This window comes from Enterobacter sp. CPE_E890, from assembly GCF_046521475.1.
GTDB classification, from domain to species: Bacteria; Pseudomonadota; Gammaproteobacteria; order Enterobacterales; family Enterobacteriaceae; genus Enterobacter; species Enterobacter adelaidei.
Window position 1 is genome coordinate 3,194,728 of record NZ_JBKFZW010000001.1, and the last position, 21,091, is coordinate 3,215,818.

The 21,091-nt window shown below is 57.2% G+C and carries 16 protein-coding genes; 12 read left to right on the top strand and 4 right to left on the bottom strand.

The genetic code is table 11. The features are described from left to right. Window positions 1–58 precede the first annotated feature (58 nt). The 9 genes from ACLHV9_RS15745 (at window position 59) to yegS (ending at window position 14,129) form a co-directional block, all read left to right on the top strand. Window positions 59–1,261 (top strand): MdtA/MuxA family multidrug efflux RND transporter periplasmic adaptor subunit, encoded by a 1,203-nt coding sequence (locus tag ACLHV9_RS15745; RefSeq protein ID WP_108090772.1) that lies wholly within the window; start codon window positions 59–61, stop codon window positions 1,259–1,261. Further along, a complete protein-coding gene (locus ACLHV9_RS15750; protein WP_108090773.1) occupies window positions 1,261–4,383 on the top strand; it encodes an MdtB/MuxB family multidrug efflux RND transporter permease subunit in 3,123 nt (1,040 codons plus the stop codon). Before ACLHV9_RS15745 ends, ACLHV9_RS15750 begins: the two co-directional genes overlap by 1 nt. After that, window positions 4,384–7,461, top strand: coding sequence for a multidrug efflux RND transporter permease subunit MdtC (mdtC, locus tag ACLHV9_RS15755; RefSeq protein WP_407220817.1), 3,078 nt, complete (start codon window positions 4,384–4,386; stop codon window positions 7,459–7,461). Further along, on the top strand, window positions 7,462–8,877 hold the full coding sequence (locus tag ACLHV9_RS15760) for an MFS transporter (protein ID WP_108090775.1): 1,416 nt from the start codon (window positions 7,462–7,464) through the stop codon (window positions 8,875–8,877). Then, entirely contained in the window at window positions 8,874–10,277 is a 1,404-nt protein-coding gene (baeS, locus tag ACLHV9_RS15765; protein WP_028016355.1) for a two-component system sensor histidine kinase BaeS, read from the top strand. Before ACLHV9_RS15760 ends, baeS begins: the two co-directional genes overlap by 4 nt. Continuing rightward, window positions 10,274–10,996 (top strand): two-component system response regulator BaeR, encoded by a 723-nt coding sequence (baeR, locus tag ACLHV9_RS15770; RefSeq protein ID WP_028016354.1) that lies wholly within the window; start codon window positions 10,274–10,276, stop codon window positions 10,994–10,996. Before baeS ends, baeR begins: the two co-directional genes overlap by 4 nt. A gap of 134 nt (window positions 10,997–11,130) precedes the next feature. Beyond that, a complete protein-coding gene (locus ACLHV9_RS15775) occupies window positions 11,131–11,463 on the top strand; it encodes a YegP family protein (RefSeq protein ID WP_108090776.1) in 333 nt (110 codons plus the stop codon). Window positions 11,464–11,618: 155 nt separating this feature from the next. Beyond that, window positions 11,619–12,980 carry a tRNA 5-hydroxyuridine modification protein YegQ gene (gene yegQ, locus ACLHV9_RS15780; protein WP_128347475.1) on the top strand — a complete coding sequence of 454 codons (1,362 nt, stop codon included), beginning with the start codon at window positions 11,619–11,621 and terminating at the stop codon, window positions 12,978–12,980. A gap of 249 nt (window positions 12,981–13,229) precedes the next feature. Next, window positions 13,230–14,129 (top strand): lipid kinase YegS, encoded by a 900-nt coding sequence (gene yegS, locus ACLHV9_RS15785; protein WP_108090778.1) that lies wholly within the window; start codon window positions 13,230–13,232, stop codon window positions 14,127–14,129. A 68-nt stretch (window positions 14,130–14,197) separates the two neighbouring features. Here the strand turns inward: yegS and fbaB are convergent, their stop codons facing one another. Continuing rightward, window positions 14,198–15,250, bottom strand: a complete 1,053-nt coding sequence (gene fbaB, locus ACLHV9_RS15790) for a class I fructose-bisphosphate aldolase (protein WP_028016348.1) — start codon at window positions 15,248–15,250, stop codon at window positions 14,198–14,200. Window positions 15,251–15,499: 249 nt separating this feature from the next. On the opposite strand from fbaB, the gene ACLHV9_RS15795 reads away from it, so the two are divergent. The 3 genes from ACLHV9_RS15795 to ACLHV9_RS15805 are packed head-to-tail and all read left to right on the top strand — an operon-like array spanning window position 15,500 to window position 18,728. After that, complete coding sequence (locus ACLHV9_RS15795; RefSeq protein WP_028016347.1) at window positions 15,500–16,777, top strand: nucleoside permease; 1,278 nt, start codon at window positions 15,500–15,502, stop codon at window positions 16,775–16,777. Next, complete coding sequence (locus ACLHV9_RS15800; protein WP_049008237.1) at window positions 16,774–17,778, top strand: ADP-ribosylglycohydrolase family protein; 1,005 nt, start codon at window positions 16,774–16,776, stop codon at window positions 17,776–17,778. The genes ACLHV9_RS15795 and ACLHV9_RS15800 overlap by 4 nt, the downstream gene beginning before the upstream one ends. Then, entirely contained in the window at window positions 17,775–18,728 is a 954-nt protein-coding gene (locus tag ACLHV9_RS15805; RefSeq protein ID WP_108090779.1) for a PfkB family carbohydrate kinase, read from the top strand. Before ACLHV9_RS15800 ends, ACLHV9_RS15805 begins: the two co-directional genes overlap by 4 nt. Here ACLHV9_RS15805 and ACLHV9_RS15810 read toward each other — a convergent pair. From ACLHV9_RS15810 to thiM, 3 genes are read right to left on the bottom strand one after another with little or no spacing between them, the layout of a single operon-like run. Further along, on the bottom strand, window positions 18,702–19,448 hold the full coding sequence (locus tag ACLHV9_RS15810) for a GntR family transcriptional regulator (protein WP_028016344.1): 747 nt from the start codon (window positions 19,446–19,448) through the stop codon (window positions 18,702–18,704). The genes ACLHV9_RS15805 and ACLHV9_RS15810 overlap by 27 nt on opposite strands. Before the next feature lie 42 nt (window positions 19,449–19,490). After that, the gene (thiD, locus tag ACLHV9_RS15815; protein WP_108090780.1) at window positions 19,491–20,291 is read right to left on the bottom strand and encodes a bifunctional hydroxymethylpyrimidine kinase/phosphomethylpyrimidine kinase; all 801 of its coding nucleotides are present in this window, start codon (window positions 20,289–20,291) and stop codon (window positions 19,491–19,493) included. Next, on the bottom strand, window positions 20,288–21,058 hold the full coding sequence (gene thiM, locus ACLHV9_RS15820) for a hydroxyethylthiazole kinase (RefSeq protein WP_028016342.1): 771 nt from the start codon (window positions 21,056–21,058) through the stop codon (window positions 20,288–20,290). The genes thiD and thiM overlap by 4 nt, the downstream gene beginning before the upstream one ends. Window positions 21,059–21,091 lie beyond the last annotated feature (33 nt).

The window sequence follows — 21,091 nt, forward strand, 5'->3', positions numbered from 1 at the left end:
TGTTACCTGACTAAACTAGTATCATTCCCCGAAGTATTCAGGATGAGAACGTATAACGATGAAAGGCCGTAATAAATCCCGCTGGGCAATCGCCGCTGGCATCATTGTGGTGGTCCTTGCCACCGCCTGGTACTGGCACAGTCAATCCGCAAACTCCGCAGCCCCCGCGGGGGCCACCAGCCAGCCACAGCGCCCGACGGGTGGAGGGCGTCACGGTATGCGCGGCGGTGCGCTGGCACCTGTACAGGCAGCTACGGCAGTGAATAAAGCCGTTCCGCGCTATCTTACAGGTCTTGGGACGATTACCGCTGCCAACACCGTAACAGTACGCAGCCGCGTCGATGGCCAACTGATGGCCATTCACTTCCAGGAAGGTCAGCAGGTCAAAGCGGGCGATCTGTTGGCGGAAATCGACCCGAGCCAGTTCAAGGTGGCGCTGGCCCAAGCGCAGGGACAGCTCGCAAAGGACAACGCCACGCTCGCCAATGCCCGGCGCGATTTAGCGCGTTACCAGCAGCTGGTCAAAACCAACCTGGTATCGCGGCAGGAGCTGGACACCCAGCAGTCGCTGGTCAGCGAAACGCAGGGCACCATTAAAGCCGATGAAGCTGCCGTCGCCAGTGCACAGCTGCAGCTGGACTGGAGCCGCATCACCGCGCCGATTGACGGGCGCGTGGGCCTGAAGCAGGTCGATATCGGTAACCAAATCTCAAGTGGCGACACCACGGGCATCGTAGTGATCACCCAAACCCACCCGATTGATTTAGTCTTTACCCTACCGGAAAGCGACATTGCGACCGTGGTGCAGGCGCAAAAAGCCGGAAAGGGGCTGGTAGTGGAAGCATGGGATCGTACCAACAAGCAGAAACTCAGCGAAGGTTCCCTGCTCAGTCTGGACAACCAGATCGACACCACCACCGGCACCATCAAGCTCAAAGCACGGTTTAACAACCAGGACGACGCCCTCTTCCCGAACCAGTTCGTCAATGCGCGGATGCTGGTTGCGACCGAAGAAAACGCTGTGGTGATCCCATCGGCGGCACTGCAGATGGGTAATGAAGGGAACTTTGTCTGGGTACTGAACAGCGACAATAAAGTCAGTAAACATCTGGTGAAAACCGGGATTCAGGACAGCCAGATGGTGGTCATCAGCGCCGGACTTTCCGCGGGCGACCGCGTGGTCACCGACGGCATTGACCGTCTGACCGAAGGGGCGAAAGTGGAAGTGGTTGAGCCTGCAAAACAGGGGGAGAAAGCCTGATGCAGGTCATGCCTCCAGACTCGACAGGTGGGCCGTCACGCCTGTTCATTTTACGTCCTGTCGCAACCACGCTGCTGATGGTGGCAATTCTGCTGGCCGGGATTATCGGCTATCGCTTCCTGCCCGTTTCGGCGCTCCCGGAAGTGGATTACCCCACCATTCAGGTGGTAACGCTTTATCCTGGCGCCAGCCCGGACGTGGTGACGTCAGCCATTACCGCGCCGCTGGAGCGTCAGTTCGGTCAAATGTCTGGCCTGAAGCAGATGTCCTCCCAGAGTTCCGGCGGCGCATCCGTCGTGACGCTCCAGTTCCAGCTGGCGCTGTCACTGGATGTCGCCGAGCAGGAGGTACAGGCCGCCATCAATGCGGCCACCAACCTGCTGCCGTCAGACCTGCCTAATCCACCGGTCTACAGCAAAGTGAACCCGGCGGATCCGCCGATCATGACGCTGGCCGTGACCTCCTCCGCCATACCGATGACGCAGGTGGAAGATATGGTCGAAACCCGCGTGGCGCAGAAGATTTCTCAGGTTTCCGGCGTTGGCCTCGTCACGCTGGCGGGCGGACAACGCCCGGCGGTACGCGTGAAGCTCAACGCCCAGGCGATTGCCGCACTGGGGTTGACCAGCGAAACCATTCGCAGCGCCATCAGCAATGCTAACGTCAACTCGGCGAAGGGCTCGCTGGACGGCCCAACCCGTGCCGTTACGCTCTCCGCGAACGACCAGATGCAGTCCGCCGATGAATACCGTCAGCTGATTATCGCCTACCAGAACGGTGCGCCGGTGCGTCTGGGTGATGTGGCGACCGTCGAACAAGGAGCGGAAAACAGCTGGCTGGGTGCCTGGGCCAACAAACAGCAGGCGATCGTGATGAACGTCCAGCGTCAGCCGGGCGCAAACATCATTGAAACCGCAGACAGCATTCGCACCATGCTGCCACAGCTGATTGAAAGCCTGCCGAAATCGGTCAGCGTGAAGGTGCTTTCCGACCGTACCACGAATATTCGCGCGTCGGTCACCGACACCCAGTTCGAGCTGATGCTGGCGATTGCGCTGGTGGTGATGATTATCTATCTGTTCCTGCGCAACGTTCCGGCAACCATCATTCCCGCCGTCGCCGTCCCGCTCTCGCTGGTGGGGACGTTTGCGGTGATGGTGTTCCTCGATTTCTCAATCAATAACCTGACGCTGATGGCGCTCACCATCGCCACCGGGTTCGTGGTGGATGATGCCATCGTGGTTATCGAGAACATCTCGCGCTATATCGAGAAAGGGGAAAAACCGCTGGCGGCCGCGCTAAAAGGTGCGGGTGAGATCGGCTTTACCATTATCTCGTTGACCTTCTCGCTGATTGCGGTGCTGATCCCGCTGCTGTTTATGGGCGATATCGTCGGCCGTCTGTTCCGCGAGTTTGCCGTGACCCTGGCGGTCGCCATATTGATTTCTGCGGTCGTCTCGCTGACGCTGACCCCGATGATGTGCGCCCGCATGCTAAGCCATGAGTCCCTGCGCAAGCAAAACCGTTTCTCCCGCGCCTCCGAACGCATGTTTGAACGTATTATCGCGGCGTACGGACGTCTGCTGGCGAAAGTGCTCAACCATCCGTGGGCAACGCTCGGCGTGGCACTCGGTACGCTGGCGCTCAGCGTCTTACTGTGGATCGTGATCCCGAAGGGCTTTTTCCCGATTCAGGACAACGGCATTATTCAGGGCACGCTTCAGGCACCGCAGTCGGTCTCCTTCGCTAACATGGCCCAGCGGCAGCAGCAGGTATCTGAGATCATCATGAAAGATCCGGCGGTGGAGAGCCTGACCTCCTATGTCGGCGTGGATGGCACCAACCCCTCTCTGAATAGCGCACGTCTGCAAATCAACCTTAAACCATTGAGTCAGCGCGACGATCGCGTAAACGCGGTGATTGAACGTCTGCAAGAGTCCGTGGCGCGCGTGCCTGGCGTGGAACTGTATCTGCAGCCGATTCAGGATTTGACCATTGATACCCAGGTCAGCCGGACCCAGTACCAGTTCACGCTGCAGGCCACCACGCTTGATGCCCTCAGCACCTGGGTACCGCAGCTGGTAGATAAGCTAAAAACCCTGCCGCAGCTCTCTGACGTCAGCAGCGACTGGCAGGACAAAGGTCTGGCAGCGTATGTGAATGTGAATCGTGACACCGCCAGCCGTCTGGGCATCACGATGGCAGACGTCGATAACGCGCTGTATAACGCCTTTGGGCAGCGACTGATCTCCACGATTTACACTCAGGCGAATCAGTATCGCGTGGTGCTGGAGCACAACACCGAGCACACGCCTGGCCTGGCGGGGCTGGACTCGGTACGCCTGACCAGCAAAGACGGGGGGATTGTGCCATTAAGCGCCATCTCGACCGTGGAAGAGCGCTATACCCCGCTGTCGATTAACCATCTGGACCAGTTCCCGTCCACCACCATTTCTTTCAACGTACCGGATAACTATTCTCTTGGCGAAGCCGTGGAAGCGATTCTGGCCGCAGAGAAAACGCTGAGCTTCCCGTCCGATATTCAGACCCAGTTCCAGGGCAGTACGCTGGCGTTTCAGGCGGCGCTCGGCAACACCATCTGGCTGATTGTCGCGGCAGTGGTCGCAATGTATATCGTGCTCGGCGTGCTGTATGAAAGCTTTATCCATCCGATCACCATCCTCTCTACCCTGCCGACGGCAGGTGTCGGGGCACTGCTGGCATTGATGCTGGCGGGTAGCGAGCTGGATGTGATTGCGATTATCGGCATCATCCTGCTTATCGGGATCGTGAAGAAAAACGCCATTATGATGATCGATTTTGCCCTTGCTGCCGAGCGCGAGCAGGGGATGAACCCGCGCGATGCGATTTTCCAGGCCTGCCTGCTGCGTTTTCGTCCGATCCTGATGACCACCCTGGCCGCCCTGCTGGGCGCGCTGCCGCTGATGCTCAGTACCGGCGTCGGCGCGGAGCTGCGACGTCCGCTGGGGATCGGCATGGTCGGCGGTCTGCTGGTGAGCCAGGTGCTGACCCTCTTCACCACGCCGGTGATCTACCTGCTGTTCGACCGCCTGGCGCTGTGGACCAAAAGCCGCTTCCCGAAACGTGAAGAGGAGGCATAAGTGAAGTTTTTCGCTCTCTTCATTTATCGCCCGGTGGCGACGATTTTAATCTCGCTCGCCATCACCCTTTGCGGCGTACTGGGCTTCCGGCTGCTGCCGGTGGCTCCCCTGCCGCAGGTAGATTTCCCGGTGATCATGGTTAGCGCCTCGCTGCCTGGCGCATCGCCGGAAACGATGGCCTCGTCAGTCGCCACACCGCTGGAACGTTCACTCGGGCGGATTGCCGGAATTAATGAGATGACCTCCAGCAGCTCGCTGGGCAGCACGCGTATCATTCTGGAGTTCAGCTTCGATCGGGATATTAACGGTGCGGCACGCGACGTGCAGGCCGCCATTAACGCCGCGCAAAGCCTGCTCCCGAGCGGAATGCCGAGCCGCCCGACCTACCGCAAGGCTAACCCGTCCGATGCGCCGATCATGATCCTGACGCTGACCTCGGATACCTACTCGCAGGGGCAGCTTTACGACTTTGCGTCTACCCAGCTGGCGCAGACAATCTCACAAATTAACGGCGTCGGCGACGTGAGCGTCGGCGGGAGCTCCCTGCCCGCCGTGCGCGTGGGCTTGAACCCGCAGGCGTTGTTCAATCAGGGCGTGTCGCTGGATGATGTGCGCTCCGCCATCAGCACTGCCAACGTCCGTAAACCGCAGGGTGCCGTCGAGAACAACAGCCATCGCTGGCAGATCCAGACGAACGACGAGCTAAAAACTGCCGCCGAATATCAGCCGCTGATCGTCCACTATAACAACGGTGCAGCGGTACGTTTAAGCGACGTGGCCAGCGTCACGGACTCGGTGCAGGACGTGCGTAACGCCGGGATGACCAACGCCAAACCGGCGATTTTGCTGATGATCCGCAAGCTGCCGGAAGCCAACATTATTGAGACGGTGAACAGCATCCGCGCGCGTCTTCCGGTGTTGCAGGAGACGATCCCGGCTGAGATCGATTTGCAGATTGCCCAGGATCGCTCCCCAACCATTCGCGCCTCGCTTGAAGAGGTGGAGCAAACACTGGTTATCTCCGTTGCGCTGGTGATCCTGGTGGTCTTCCTGTTCCTGCGATCCGGCCGCGCGACGCTGATCCCGGCAGTCGCCGTACCGGTGTCGCTGATCGGTACCTTTGCCGCCATGTATCTGTGTGGCTTTAGCCTCAACAACCTGTCGCTGATGGCCTTGACCATCGCAACGGGATTTGTGGTCGATGACGCCATCGTGGTGCTGGAAAATATATCCCGCCATCTGGAAGCAGGTGTCAAACCGCTACAGGCGGCGCTTCAGGGAACGCGCGAGGTAGGCTTTACGGTGCTCTCCATGAGCCTGTCACTGGTGGCGGTATTCCTGCCGCTGTTGCTGATGGGCGGGCTGCCGGGCCGGTTACTGCGGGAGTTTGCCGTCACCCTCTCCGTCGCTATCGGTATTTCGCTGATCATCTCCCTTACGCTCACGCCAATGATGTGCGGCTGGATGTTAAAACGCAGCCAACCGCACTCGCAGCCGCGCCGTAAAGGCTTTGGTCGCATCCTGATGGCCATACAGGAGCGCTACGGCAAATCACTGAAATGGGTGCTGAACCATACCCGCCTGGTCGGCCTGGTGCTCATCGGTACCATTGTGCTCAACGTCTGGATGTACATCACCATCCCGAAAACCTTCTTCCCGGAACAGGATACCGGGGTGTTGATGGGCGGTATTCAGGCTGACCAGAGCATTTCGTTCCAGGCGATGCGCGGCAAGCTGCAGGACTTTATGAAGATCATTCGTGAAGACAAAGCGGTGGATAACGTCACCGGCTTTACCGGTGGATCGCGCGTCAACAGCGGAATGATGTTTATTACTCTGAAACCGCGCGGAGAGCGCAACGAAACCGCCCAGCAGGTGATTGACCGTCTTAGGGTGAAACTCGCCAAAGAGCCCGGTGCCAATCTGTTTTTGATGGCCGTTCAGGATATCCGCGTTGGCGGGCGTCAGGCGAACGCCAGCTATCAGTACACGCTGCTCTCTGATGATTTGGCCGCCCTGCGCGAGTGGGAGCCGAAGATCCGCAAGGCGCTGGCCGCCCTGCCGGAGCTGGCGGACGTGAATTCCGATCAGCAGGACAACGGTGCAGAGATGGCCCTGACCTACGACCGCGAGACCATGTCACGTCTGGGCATTAATGTTGAAGCCGCCAACAGCCTGCTGAACAATGCCTTCGGTCAGCGCGAGATCTCCACCATCTATCAGCCGATGAACCAGTATAAAGTGGTGATGGAAGTTGATCCGCGTTACACCCAGGACATTAGTGCCCTAGACAAAATGTTTGTAATCAATAACGACGGCAAGGCGATACCGCTCTCGTACTTTGCCAGCTGGCGGCCTGCCAACGCGCCGCTGTCGGTGAACCATCAGGGGTTGTCGGCAGCATCGACCATCTCCTTTAACCTGCCAGCCGGTTCATCACTTTCCGAGGCCAGTGATGCGATCAACCGCGCGATGACACAGCTTGGCGTGCCGTCTACCGTACGCGGTAGCTTTGCCGGAACTGTGCAGGTATTCCAGGACACAATGAACTCGCAGGTGATTTTGATCCTGGCCGCCATTGCCACGGTCTATATTGTGCTTGGCGTACTGTATGAGAGTTACGTTCATCCGCTGACGATCCTCTCAACGCTGCCGTCGGCGGGTGTCGGGGCATTGCTTGCGCTGGAGTTGTTTGGTGCGCCATTCAGCTTAATCGCCTTAATCGGGATCATGTTATTAATCGGCATTGTGAAGAAAAATGCGATCATGATGGTGGACTTCGCGCTGGATGCTCAGCGTAACGGCAACCTGTCGCCAGAAGAGGCGATATTCCAGGCCTGTCTGCTGCGTTTCCGTCCGATCATGATGACCACCCTGGCGGCGCTGTTTGGCGCGCTGCCGCTGGTTATCTCGGGCGGAGACGGCTCAGAGCTGCGCCAGCCGCTGGGGATCACCATTGTCGGCGGTCTGGTCATGAGCCAGCTGCTGACGCTGTACACCACGCCGGTGGTCTATCTGTTCTTTGACCGTCTGCGACTGCGTTTTTCGCGGAAAAACAGAACTACGGTGACCGAATAAATGACCGACCTCCCTGCTAACGTTCGCTGGCAACTATGGATTGTCGCCTTCGGCTTCTTTATGCAGTCGCTGGACACGACCATCGTCAATACCGCCCTCCCCTCGATGGCGAAAAGTCTGGGAGAGAGTCCGCTGCATATGCATATGGTGATTGTCTCCTACGTACTGACGGTTGCGGTGATGCTGCCGGCCAGCGGCTGGCTGGCGGACAAAGTCGGCGTGCGGAATATCTTCTTTACCGCGATCGTCTTGTTTACCACGGGTTCGCTGTTTTGCGCTCAGGCCAACACCCTCGACCAGCTAATCATGGCGCGGGTGTTGCAGGGCGTTGGCGGGGCGATGATGGTCCCCGTCGGAAGGTTAACAGTTATGAAAATTGTTCCACGTGAGCAATACATGGCGGCAATGACCTTTGTGACCCTTCCCGGTCAGGTGGGGCCGCTGCTGGGCCCGGCGCTGGGTGGTATGCTGGTGGAATACGCGTCCTGGCATTGGATCTTCTTAATCAACCTTCCTGTCGGTATCATCGGTGCCATTGCCACCCTGATGCTGATGCCCAACTACACCATGCAAACCCGACGCTTTGATTTCTTTGGTTTTATCCTGCTGGCGGGAGGAATGGCAACGCTGACGCTGGCACTCGACGGACAAAAAGGTCTTGGGATTTCGCCCCTGACGCTCGGGCTCCTGATCGCGCTCGGCGTTACCGCCATACTGTGGTACCTGTGGCACGCCAGAGGTAACGATAAAGCGCTGTTCAGCCTGAACTTGTTTAAAAACCCCACCTATCGCCTTGGCCTGTTCGGCAGCTTCGCCGGGCGAGTCGGCAGCGGCATGCTGCCGTTTATGACACCCGTTTTCCTGCAAATCGGAATGGGATTTTCGCCGTTCCACGCGGGCCTGATGATGATCCCGATGGTGCTCGGCAGCATGGGAATGAAGCGAATCGTGGTGCAGGTAGTGAACCGCTTTGGCTACCGTCACGTGCTGGTAACCGCCACGCTGGGTCTGGCGCTGGTCAGCCTGCTGTTTATGGCCGTGGCGCTGATGGGCTGGTACTACGTTCTGCCGCTGGTGCTGTTCTGCCAGGGGATCATTAACTCCATGCGTTTCTCGTCGATGAACACGCTGACGCTGAAGGACCTGCCGGACGATCTGGCGAGCAGCGGCAACAGCCTGCTGTCGATGGTTATGCAACTGTCGATGAGCGTGGGCGTCACCGTAGCGGGTTTACTGCTCGGTATGTACGGACAACACCATCTCAGCGTTGATACCCCGGTCGCGCATCAGGTCTTTTTATACACCTATCTCAGCATGGCGCTCATCATCGCCCTGCCCGCTTTCATCTTCGCCAGAGTGCCTGATGATACCAGCAAGAATGTCGTTATCCGGCGCAGTAAAAGGAGTGAATCATGAAATTCTGGCGACCGGGCATTACCGGTAAGCTCTTTGTCGCAATATTTGCCACCTGTATTGTCCTGCTGATCACCATGCACTGGGCCGTGCGGATCAGCTTTGAGCGCGGTTTTATTGATTACATCAAGCATGGCAATGAACAGCGTTTACAGGGCTTAAGCGATGCGCTGAGTGAACAGTACGCCCAGCACGGCAACTGGCGTTTTCTGCGCAATAACGACCGCTTTATTTTCCAGATCTTGCGCTCGCTTGAGCATGACACCGGTGACGATCGCCCTGGGCCAGGCATGCCCCCGCACGGCTGGCGCACGCAGTTCTGGGTGATCGATCAGGATATGCGCCCGCTGGTTGGCCCGCGCGCGCCGATTCCGCCGGACGGCACCCGTCGTGCGATTAAAGTGAATAACGCGACCGTCGGCTGGGTTATTGCCTCGCCGGTGGAGCGCCTGACGCGCAATACCGATATTAACTTTGACCGTCAGCAGCGTCGGACAAGCTGGCTGATTGTCGCCCTCTCCACCCTGCTCGCCGCGCTTGCCACCTTCCCGCTGGCGCGCGGTCTGCTCGCCCCGGTGAAACGGCTGGTGGAGGGCACGCACAAACTGGCCGCCGGGGATTTTACGACCCGTGTCGATACCCGCAGCCAAGATGAACTGGGTAAGCTGGCTCAGGACTTTAACCAGCTCGCCAGTACCCTGGAGAAAAACCAGCAGATGCGCCGCGATTTTATGGCCGACATTTCGCACGAGCTGCGCACCCCTCTGGCAGTGCTGCGCGGCGAGCTGGAGGCCATTCAGGATGGTGTACGCCAGTTCACGCCTGAATCGGTGGCCTCATTGCAGGCCGAAGTGGGCACGCTCACCAAACTGGTGGATGACCTCCACCAGCTCTCTATGTCCGACGAAGGGGCGCTGGCCTACCAGAAAGCGCCCGTCGACGTGATTAGCGTCCTGGAAGTCACCACAGGCGCTTTCCGGGAACGTTTTGCCAGCCGCAATCTGAAAATTGATCTCTCTTTGCCAGACAGCGCGGTGGTGTTTGGCGACAAAGACCGGCTGATGCAGCTTTTCAACAACCTGCTGGAAAACAGCCTGCGCTACACCGACAGCGGTGGCGGGCTGCATATCTCCGGCAAACAGGAAAACGGGAACTTTGCCCTGACCTTTGCCGATTCCACCCCCGGCGTGCAGGACGCACAGCTGGAAAAACTGTTTGAGCGTTTCTACCGTACCGAAGGCTCGCGCAACCGTGCCAGCGGCGGTTCCGGTCTGGGACTGGCAATTTGCGTTAACATCGTTGAGGCGCATAATGGCACGATCCGCGCCGCCCATTCGCCTTTTGGCGGGGTTAGCATTACAGTAGAGTTACCTCTGGAACGGGATTTATCGAGAGAAGCATGACCGAGTTACCGATTGACGAAAACACGCCACGCATTTTGATTGTGGAAGATGAGCCGAAACTTGGGCAGTTACTGATCGACTATTTACGCGCGGCAAGCTATGCCCCGTCGCTGATTAATCATGGCGACCAGGTGCTGCCGTACGTGCGCCAGACGCCGCCGGACCTGATCCTGCTGGATCTGATGCTCCCCGGTACCGATGGCCTGACCCTGTGCCGGGAAATTCGTCGCTTCTCCGACGTGCCCATCGTCATGGTCACTGCCAAAATTGAAGAGATTGACCGCCTGCTGGGCCTCGAAATCGGTGCAGATGATTACATCTGTAAACCCTACAGCCCACGTGAAGTCGTCGCCCGCGTGAAAACCATTCTGCGCCGCTGCAAACCTCATCGTGAACTGCAGGTGCTGGACGCAGAAAGTCCGCTGATTGTGGATGAAAGCCGTTTTCAGGCGAGCTGGCGTAACAAGATGCTGGACCTGACCCCTGCTGAGTTCCGCCTGCTGAAAACCCTCTCCCACGAACCGGGGAAAGTCTTCTCCCGCGAACAGTTGCTGAACCGCCTGTATGACGATTACCGGGTGGTGACCGACCGCACCATCGACAGCCATATCAAGAACCTGCGTCGTAAGCTGGAAGCGCTGGATGCCGAGCAGTCATTTATTCGCGCGGTGTATGGCGTGGGGTATCGCTGGGAAGCGGATGCGTGCAGGATTGCGTGACATTTTCGCTATCAAACCCGCCACCGGCGGGTTTTTCATTTCTGGAATCCACACGATAATCAACCATACTCTCTTTACCGATGCGTTTATTTATCATCGGCACTGATAAATTCACTTTCGATCAAGGAGTTCTTATGTCTGGTTGGTTCGAATTAAGCAAGAGCAGTGATGGTCAGTTCAGGTTTGTTCTTAAAGCAGGGAACGCTGAAACCATTCTTACCAGTGAGCTGTACACCACCAAAAGTGCCGCTGAGAACGGTATTGCCTCCGTGCGCTCAAACAGCCCGCTGGAGGAACGTTATGAGAAGAAAACAGCCTCTAACGGCAAATTTTATTTCAACCTCAAAGCGGGCAATCATCAGGTAATTGGCACCAGCCAGATGTACGCATCTGAGCAATCGCGGGATAAGGGCATTGCATCAGTGAAAACTAATGGTCCGAGCCAGACCGTAAAAGACAACGCCTGACACAGTTTATACTCGCCGGGTTAGTGGCGTAACGCCCCGGCGCTTTACCTCCCCGTCCCGCAGCGCTACAATGCCCGCCCTTAAAGTGGGGGATCTCCCCTTACCGCTGCACCGGGTGTACGCGGATCTGACCTGTCATCAGAACGAGAACAAACATGTTTAAACCGGAACTCCTTTCCCCGGCGGGAACGCTGCAAAATATGCGTTACGCTTTCGCTTATGGTGCCGATGCTGTCTACGCGGGCCAGCCTCGCTACTCGCTGCGCGTGCGCAACAACGAATTCAACCACGAGAACCTCCAGCTTGGCATCAACGAAGCGCATGCTCTGGGTAAAAAATTCTACGTGGTGGTGAACATCGCACCGCACAACGCCAAGCTGAAAACGTTCATCCGTGACCTGAAGCCGGTGGTGGATATGGGGCCGGACGCGCTGATCATGTCGGACCCGGGTTTAATCATGCTGGTTCGGGAGCACTTCCCGGAGATGGATATTCACCTCTCCGTACAGGCTAACGCCGTTAACTGGGCGACGGTGAAGTTCTGGAAACAGATGGGGCTGACCCGCGTCATTCTGTCCCGCGAGCTTTCGCTGGAAGAGATCGAAGAGATCCGCACCCAGGTGCCGGATATGGAAATCGAAATCTTCGTTCACGGCGCGCTGTGCATGGCCTACTCCGGCCGCTGCCTGCTCTCCGGTTATATCAACAAGCGCGACCCGAACCAGGGCACCTGCACCAACGCCTGCCGCTGGGAGTATAACGTCCAGGAAGGTAAAGAAGATGACATCGGCAACATCGTTCATAAGCATGAGCCGATTCCGGTGACCAACGTTGAGCCTACGCTGGGCATCGGCGCGCCAACCGACAGTGTGTTTATGATTGAAGAAGCCAAACGTCCGGGCGAGTACATGACCGCTTTTGAAGACGAGCACGGCACTTACATCATGAACTCAAAAGATCTGCGCGCCATCGCCCACGTCGAGCGTCTGACCCAGATGGGCGTGCACTCACTGAAAATTGAGGGCCGCACCAAATCCTATTACTACTGCGCGCGTACCGCCCAGGTCTACCGCAAGGCCATCGACGATGCAGCAGCCGGTAAACCGTTCGATACCAGCCTGCTGGAAACCCTGGAAGGCTTGGCGCATCGCGGCTATACCGAAGGCTTCCTGCGCCGTCACACCCACGACGACTACCAGAACTACGAGCACGGCTACTCCGTTTCCGAGCGCCAGCAGTTTGTCGGTGACTTCACCGGCGAGCGCAAAGGCGCGCTGGCGGCTGTGGCGGTGAAAAACAAGTTCACCAAAGGCGACAGCCTGGAGCTGATGACCCCGCAGGGCAACATGAACTTCACGCTGGAACACCTGGAAAACGGTAAAGGCGAAGCGATTGAAGTTGCACCGGGTGACGGTCATACCGTCTGGTTGCCGGTTCCGGAAGAGGTGGAGCTGAAGTTCGCACTGCTGATGCGTAATTTCGATGGCGAAAGCACCCGAAACCCACACAGCAAATAGTTAATCAGGGGAATTTTTTCACGCTGGGATAATTCTTAGAAACGGATCACATACCGCTTCGTTCAATACGGGTATTATCCTCAGCGCTGAAAAACATAACCCATAAATGCTAGCTGTACCAGGAACCACCTCCTTAGCCTGCGTAATCTCCCTTATGCGGGCTTATTTTTTCCCTTTCATCCTGTTCTTACGCGCTTTTTTCCTCCCTGCTATACACTCTTACTAACGCTAAAAAAGGGAGCAGCGCGGATGGCAACCTATCCAGACAGTTTATTGATTCTCAATGGCAAAAGTGCAGGCAACGATCTGTTGCGTCAGGCAATTCAGGTTTTGCGTGAAGACGGTGCGCGTATCCACGTGCGAGTGACATGGGAAAAAGGCGACGCGGCACGTTATATCAATGAAGCGCTCGGCCTGGGTGTCAAAACCATTATTTCCGGCGGCGGTGATGGCACCATCAATGAGATCGCGTCTGCCCTGATTGATTTAACCCAGGCCAACCGCCCGGTGATGGGGATTTTGCCGCTCGGCACCGCCAATGATTTTGCTACCAGCGTCGGGATCCCGGAAGATTTAGAGAAAGCACTCCAACTGGCAATCCTTGGCAAGGCCACCGCCGTGGATATTGCCCAGGTGAATGACAAAACCTGCTTTATCAATATGGCGACCGGCGGATTCGGTACGCGCATTACCAGCGAAACGCCGGAAAAACTGAAGGCGGCGCTGGGTGGTGTTTCATACCTGATCCATGGACTGATGCGAATGGACACCCTAAAGCCAGACCGCTGTGAAATTCACGGTGAAGATTTTCAGTGGCAAGGTGACGCGCTGGTGATTGGTATCGGTAATGGCCGTCAGGCAGGCGGTGGGCAGCAGCTTTGCCCGGAAGCGCTGATTAATGACGGTCAGCTGCAGTTGCGTATTTTCACAGGTGATGGACTGCTGCCCGCACTGTTTACCACATTGACCCGCCCGGAAGAGAGCCCGAATATTATTGACGGGGAATCAGCATGGTTTGAAGTGGATGCTCCGCACGGGATGACGTTTAATCTGGACGGAGAGCCATTGAGCGGGAAGCATTTCCGCATAGAAGTTTTGCCCGGCGCGCTACAATGCAGATTGCCGCCGGATTGTGCGCTTTTGCGCTGATGTTTTACACAGTGCACGATGATGCCCTCACCCCAACCCTCTCCCACCGGGAGAGGGAGATGGAGGCGTCAGGCAATCGTTACTTTACTGTCCAGATACACATCCTGAACGGCATTGATCAGCTTCACGCCATCGGCCATTGATTTCTTAAACGCCTTACGGCCCAGTATCAGCCCCATGCCGCCCGCGCGTTTGTTAATCACCGCCGTACGTACCGCGTCGGACAGGTCGGTATCACCGCCCGCCGCACCACCGGAGTTGATAAGCCCCGCACGTCCCATATAGCAGTTCGCCAGCTGGTAGCGCACCAGGTCGATAGGGTTATCGCTGGTCAGCTTGCTATAGACACGGTCATCGGTGTAACCAAAGTTTACCGCTTTGTACCCGCCGTTATTCTCGGCCATTTTCTGCTTCACGATATCTGCGCCGATGGTCGCCGCCAGGTGGTTCGCCTGGCCGGTCAGGTCAGCGGACACGTGATAGTCCACGCCGTCTTTTTTGAACGCCGAGTTACGCAGGTACGCCCACAGCACCGTCACCAACCCCAGCTCGTGCGCGCGTTCAAAGGCCGCAGAGATCTCTTCAATCTGACGGCGCGACTGCTCGGAACCGAAGTAGATGGTCGCCCCGACGGCTACCGCGCCCATATTGAACGCCTGCTCTACGCTGGCGTAGAGGGTCTGGTCATATTCTGTCGGGTAGCTGAGGGTTTCGTTGTGGTTCAGCTTCACCAGGAATGGAATACGGTGGGCATAGCGACGTGAAACGGATGCCAGCACGCCATAGGTCGACGCCACACAGTTACAGCCCGCTTCAATCGCCAGCTCAACAATGTTCTTTGGATCGAAATAGAGCGGGTTAGCCGCAAAAGATGCACCGGCTGAATGTTCAACCCCCTGATCAACCGGAAGGATAGAGAGATACCCGGTGCCGCCGAGTCTCCCGGTGTTGTAGAGCGTCTGCATATTTCTCAGGACCGCAGGCGGACGGTTGTTATCAACCATTACGCGGTCAACGTAGTCGTGACCAGGCAGATAGAGCTGGTCGGCTGGAATGGTCATACAACGATGCTGTAAAAGGCTGTCGGCGTCTTTGCCAAGCAACTGTGCAATATCAGTCATGTGATACTCCCGTAAGTCCGACGTCATGTCGGTGAATGTAATCCATTCCCACATATTTGCGGGCAGACTAAGCCTGGTACCGACTTAACAGATTTTCCAGCTTTTGCATTTTTTTCAGCGCAATCTGCTGGCTCGTTTCGTGTACAACAAAACTGTTACACCGATCAAACATTCGCCACAAAGGTATTTAAAAGGTATTATTGAATGGTATGTTAAAGGCGTACCCTCTCTGACATGCAGGATTAAAAAATGAAAACGAAAGTCCAACTGTCGTTCATGATGTTTGTTGAATGGTTTATCTGGGGCGCGTGGTTTGTGCCGCTGTGGCTGTGGTTGAGCAAGAGCGGTTTTACCGCCGGAGAAATTGGCTGGTCTTACGCCTGTACAGCGATTGCCGCCATTCTCTCACCTATTCTGGTCGGCTCGCTGACGGACCGCTTCTTTGCCGCGCAGAAAGTGCTGGCGGTGCTGATGTTTGCCGGTGCCATTCTGATGTACTTCGCCGCACAGCAAACCCAGTTCAGCACCTTCTTCCCGCTGCTGCTGGTTTACTCTCTGACCTATATGCCCACTATCGCGTTGACTAACAGTATTGCCTTCGCCAACGTGGACGACGTCGAGGCCGATTTCCCACGTATCCGCGTGATGGGGACGATTGGCTGGATTGCCTCCGGTCTGGCGTGCGGTTTCCTGCCGCAGATGCTGGGCTTTAGCGATATTTCCGATACCAATATTCCGCTGTTGATGACCGCAGCCAGCTCCGCCCTGCTCGGCGTATTTGCTCTGTTCCTGCCGAACACGCCGCCGAAAAGTACCGGCAAGCTGGATTTCAAAGTGATGCTGGGGCTGGATGCGTTAATCCTGCTGCGCGATAAAAACTTCCTCGTGTTCTTCTTCTGCTCGTTCCTGTTCGCCATGCCGCTGGCCTTCTATTACATCTTCGCTAACGGCTATCTCACCGAAGTGGGGATGAAAAACGCCACCGGCTGGATGACGCTGGGCCAGTTCTCCGAAATATTCTTTATGCTGGCGCTGCCGTTCTTCACCAAACGCTTTGGTATTAAGAAGGTCTTACTGCTGGGCCTGATCACCGCCGCTATCCGCTATGGTTTCTTCGTTTACGGCGGTGCGGAACAGTACTTCACTTACGCCCTGCTGTTCCTCGGCATTCTGCTGCACGGCGTGAGCTACGACTTCTATTATGTGACCGCCTATATCTATGTGGATAAAAAAGCGCCGGTGCATATGCGCACCGCCGCACAAGGTCTGATTACGCTGTGCTGCCAGGGCTTTGGTAGCCTGCTGGGTTACCGTCTGGGCGGCGTGATGATGGAAAAAATGTTCGCATACAAAGAGCCGGTGAACGGGCTGACCTTCAACTGGGCCGGAATGTGGGCATTCGGAGGGATCATGATTGCCGTGATCGCCGTGCTGTTTATGCTGTTTTTCCGCGAATCGGATAAAGAGATCACCGCAATTGAGGTGGTTGATGGCGATGCCGCGCTGACACAAGGGGAAGTGAAATGAAACAAGAACGTGTTCTCGGTGCCCTTTACGGGCAGGCGTTAGGGGATGCAATGGGGATGCCGTCGGAGCTGTGGCCGAGAAAGCGTGTCAAAGCGCACTTTGGCTGGATCGACCGCTTTTTACCCGGCCCGGCAGAGAATAATGCGGCCTGCTATTTCAAACAGGCCGAGTTCACCGATGACACCTCCATGGCACTATGTCTGGCGGATGCGATTATCGAATGCGATGGGGAGATTAGCGCAGACGTTATCGGCAAACATATTCTGCACTGGGCGCTCGATTTCGACGCGTTTAATAAAAACGTGCTCGGCCCGACCTCCAAAATCGCGCTTAACGCGATTCGCGACGGGAAACCGGTTAGCGAACTGGAAAACAACGGCGTGACTAACGGGGCGGCGATGCGCGCCTCCCCGCTGGGCTGCCTGCTCCCGGCCACGCGTCTGGAACACTTTGTTGAACAGGTGGCGCTGGCTTCCAGTCCGACCCATAAATCGGATCTCGCGATTGCCGGCGCGGTGGTGATTGCCTGGGCGGTTTCTCGCGCCATCGACGGCGAACGCTGGCAGAACATCGTCGATGCCCTGCCGGGTATCGCCCGCTATGCGCAGGAGGTGAAAACCACCACCTTCAGCGCGTCGCTGGCAGCACGTATTGAGCTGGCGCTTAAAACCGTGCGTGAAGCCAACGGCACAGAATCGGCCAGCGAGCAGGTGTATCAGCTCGTCGGGGCTGGAACCAGCACCATCGAGTCCGTTCCGGCGGCCATTGCAATGGTTGAACTGGCAGGAACCGACCCGAACCGCTGTGCCATTTTATGTGCCAACCTGGGCGGTGATACGGACACCATTGGCGCGATGGCGACGGCCATATGCGGCGCACTCCACGGGGTGCAGGCTATTGATCCGCAGCTGAAAGAGGAACTCGACGCTGTGAACCAGCTTGATTTTGGTCACTATTGCGAGAAACTTCTGCGCTACCGGGAGCAAAGGGAGGGCGTATGAATTCTTTTGCCCAACGCCTTAAAACACTGCACGCGACACGACCGGTGACGGTGCTGGGCGCAGCGGTCATTGACGTTATTGCCGATGCCTACGCCCTGCCCTGGCGCGGATGTGATATCGAGCTTAAACAGCAGGGCGTCAATATCGGCGGCTGTGCGCTGAACATTGCCATCGCCCTTAAACGGCTCGGCATTACGGCGCAAAACGCCCTGCCCGTCGGCCATGGCGTTTGGGCGGAGATTATCCGTAACGCCATGGCGAAGCAGGATTTGCACAGCGCCGTAGAGGCCGAAACCGGCGATAACGGCTGGTGTCTGGCGCTGGTAGAGCCGGATGGTGAACGCACTTTTATGTCGTTTAGCGGTGTGGAGAACCAGTGGCAACAGCGCTGGCTGGAAGCACTTCACGTGCCGCCAGCGAGTCTGGTATATCTCTCCGGCTATCAGCTGGCATCGCCGTGCGGCGAGCTCCTGACGTCCTGGCTGGAAGGGTTACAGGCGATCGCCGCCTTTATTGATTTTGGCCCACGCATCGCCGATATTCCTGACGCACTAATGGCGCGAATTATGGCCTGTAAACCGATCGTCTCGCTTAATCGCCAGGAGGCGCAGATTGCTGCTGAACGATTTGATATGGCGCCTGCACGCTTAGGGGCACAGTGGCAGCAGCGTTTTGGCTCGGCGCTAATTATTCGCCACGACAAAGACGGTGCGACCTGGCATGACGGTGACGCCTCAGGTTCTGTTCCGGCGTTTCCCGCCACCGTAGTCGATACAATCGGGGCAGGTGACAGTCATGCTGGCGGAACGCTTGCCGGGCTGGCTGCGGGGTGGAGTCTTGCAGACTCTGTCCTGCTGGGTAATGCGGTAGCCGCCTGGGTTGTCAGCCACCGTGGCGGTGATTGCGCCCCTACTCTCGAGGAATTACTCCTCGCACACAAAGACGTATAGGTCGCTGCGACAGTAGCTGATGCTGTACTCAATCGGCCGGTGCTGCTGGTCAAGTGCAACCTGCTTGATCACCAGCACCGGAATTTTGTCATCCATCTTTATATGCGCCTGAAATTCGCTGTCCGGCATACGGGCGCTCACCCGTGAACGGGTACGCTGCGGGAAGATGTTCTGGCTGCGAAAATAGTCGTACAGCGAGATACCAATGGCATCCGGATCGTGAATCAGCCCCACCGGAACCCACGACTCCTCAATCGACACCGCATCATCGTCGACATAGCGAATACGCTTAAGGAGAAAGACCTCGCTCTCCGGCTCCACCGACAGCTGGCTGGCGACCTCTTCCGGACACTTCACCACGCGTTTATTCACCCAAAGCGTATTGGGCTTTTTACCGCGTAGTACCACCTGCTGAGAGAAACCGCGCGCTTCTTTAAGCGAATATTCAAAGATGTTGTTAATTTGCGTCCCGTAACCCCGGGCACGCGTCACCACCCCTTCGGACTCCAGAGCCTGCATCGCTTTGCGCACTGTAATGCGCGACACACCGGTTAACTGACTCAGATCGCGCTCGCCGGGCAGAATATTGCCGTGCTCCAGCACCCCGCTGCGCACCGCATTTTTTACCGTTTCGGCAAATTTCAGATACAGCGGCGTATTGTCGGGCGCGGCGATCCGTTCATTTAGTTGATCGATTAACCGGGTATGCGCTTGTTCCATCTCTGTTTTTCTCAGGCGTGGTGTATCCTGCCAGTATACGGCTTACCACCAGGCATGAAAATGGTGTACCGGCCCATTACCGTGACCCACCTCCAGAGTATCGGCTTTTGCCAGCGCGGCGGAGAGCCAGGTTTTCGCTTCGCTCACCGTATCGGCCCAGTTATCATGCCGTGGACGTAGCGCCGCCAGCGCGGCAGAGAGCGTACAGCCAGTGCCGTGGGTGTTTTTAGTGTGTACGCGTGGCGCCGTGAACCGCCGCTCGCCGTCTCGGGTGAAGAGCCAGTCCGGGCTTTCGGCATCGTCAAGATGACCACCTTTCATCAGCACGGCCCCGCAGCCCATCGCCAGCAGCGCATTCCCCTGCTCTTTCATTTCCCGTTCATTTCGCGCATGTGTTGCCCCCAACAGTGCCGCAGCCTCCGGCAGATTGGGCGTGATGAGAGCCACCTGTGGCAGTAGCTTTTTACGCAGCGTTTCAACAGCGGAGGCGGAGAGCAATGGATCGCCGCTTTTTGCCAGCATCACGGTATCCAGCACCACGTTTTGTACCTGATAACGTTTAAGTCGCTCAGCCACCGCTTCAACAATATCTGTCTCTGCCAGCATACCGATCTTGGTGGTATCAATTCGCACGTCGCTGAATACGGAATCCAGCTGCGCGGCAACAAAATCCGGTTCAATACGGTAAACCGACTGCACGCCGAGCGTGTTTTGCGCCACCAGCGCGGTAATGACCGAGCATCCGTACGCGCCAAGAGCAGAGAAGGTTTTCAGGTCGGCCTGGATACCCGCGCCGCCGCTGGGATCGGTGCCGGCAATGGTCAGGGCGTTAATGCGTTTCATGCCAGTTCCTCCAGGGTGTAGAGCGCATCCAGGAACATGCTGGCAAAACTGCCCGGGCCACGAGACTGCGCAATGGCTGCCGTTCCGGCTCGCTTCATAAATCCGCACGCGGCGGAGACGTTATCCAGCCTGTCGCCCGGCAGTGAGCAACTCGCCGCCACAACGGCAGAGAGTGCGCACCCGGTTCCCACGACGCACGTCATCAATGGATCGCCGCCGGTAACCGTTCGGGTTCGTTGTCCATCAGTAATGTAATCCACCTCACCGGTGACCACCACAATGGCATTGGTCTGGCGAGCCAGCGCCTGTGCAGCAGGTAACGCGCTGGCTGTGGTGTCAGTCGTATCGACGCCGCGACCACCGGCGCTCATCCCGGCAAGGGCAAGGATTTCAGAAGCATTGCCGCGAATGGCGGCGGGTTTCAGGGCGAGGATTTGATGACAAAAGCGGGTGCGAAACGTCAGAGCGCCCACGGCAACGGGGTCCAGCGTCCAGGGTTTACCCGCAGCTACCGCACTCTCAATCGCCCGACGCATCGCCTGTGCTCGCGGTGAGGTCAGCGTGCCAACGTTTATCAGCAATGCATCGGCGATCGCGGCAAACTGCTCAGCTTCTTCGGCCTCAATTACCATCGCCGGAGAGGCGCCAAGCGCCAGCAGAACGTTGGCAGTAAAGGTCTGTACGACGTCGTTAGTCATACAATGCGTAAGCGGGGAACGGGTTCGGAACTGATGTAAAACGTGTAAATCGAGCAGGTCAGGCTGCATGGGTTCGCTCCTGCCTTGCGTGAAGAAGCGATG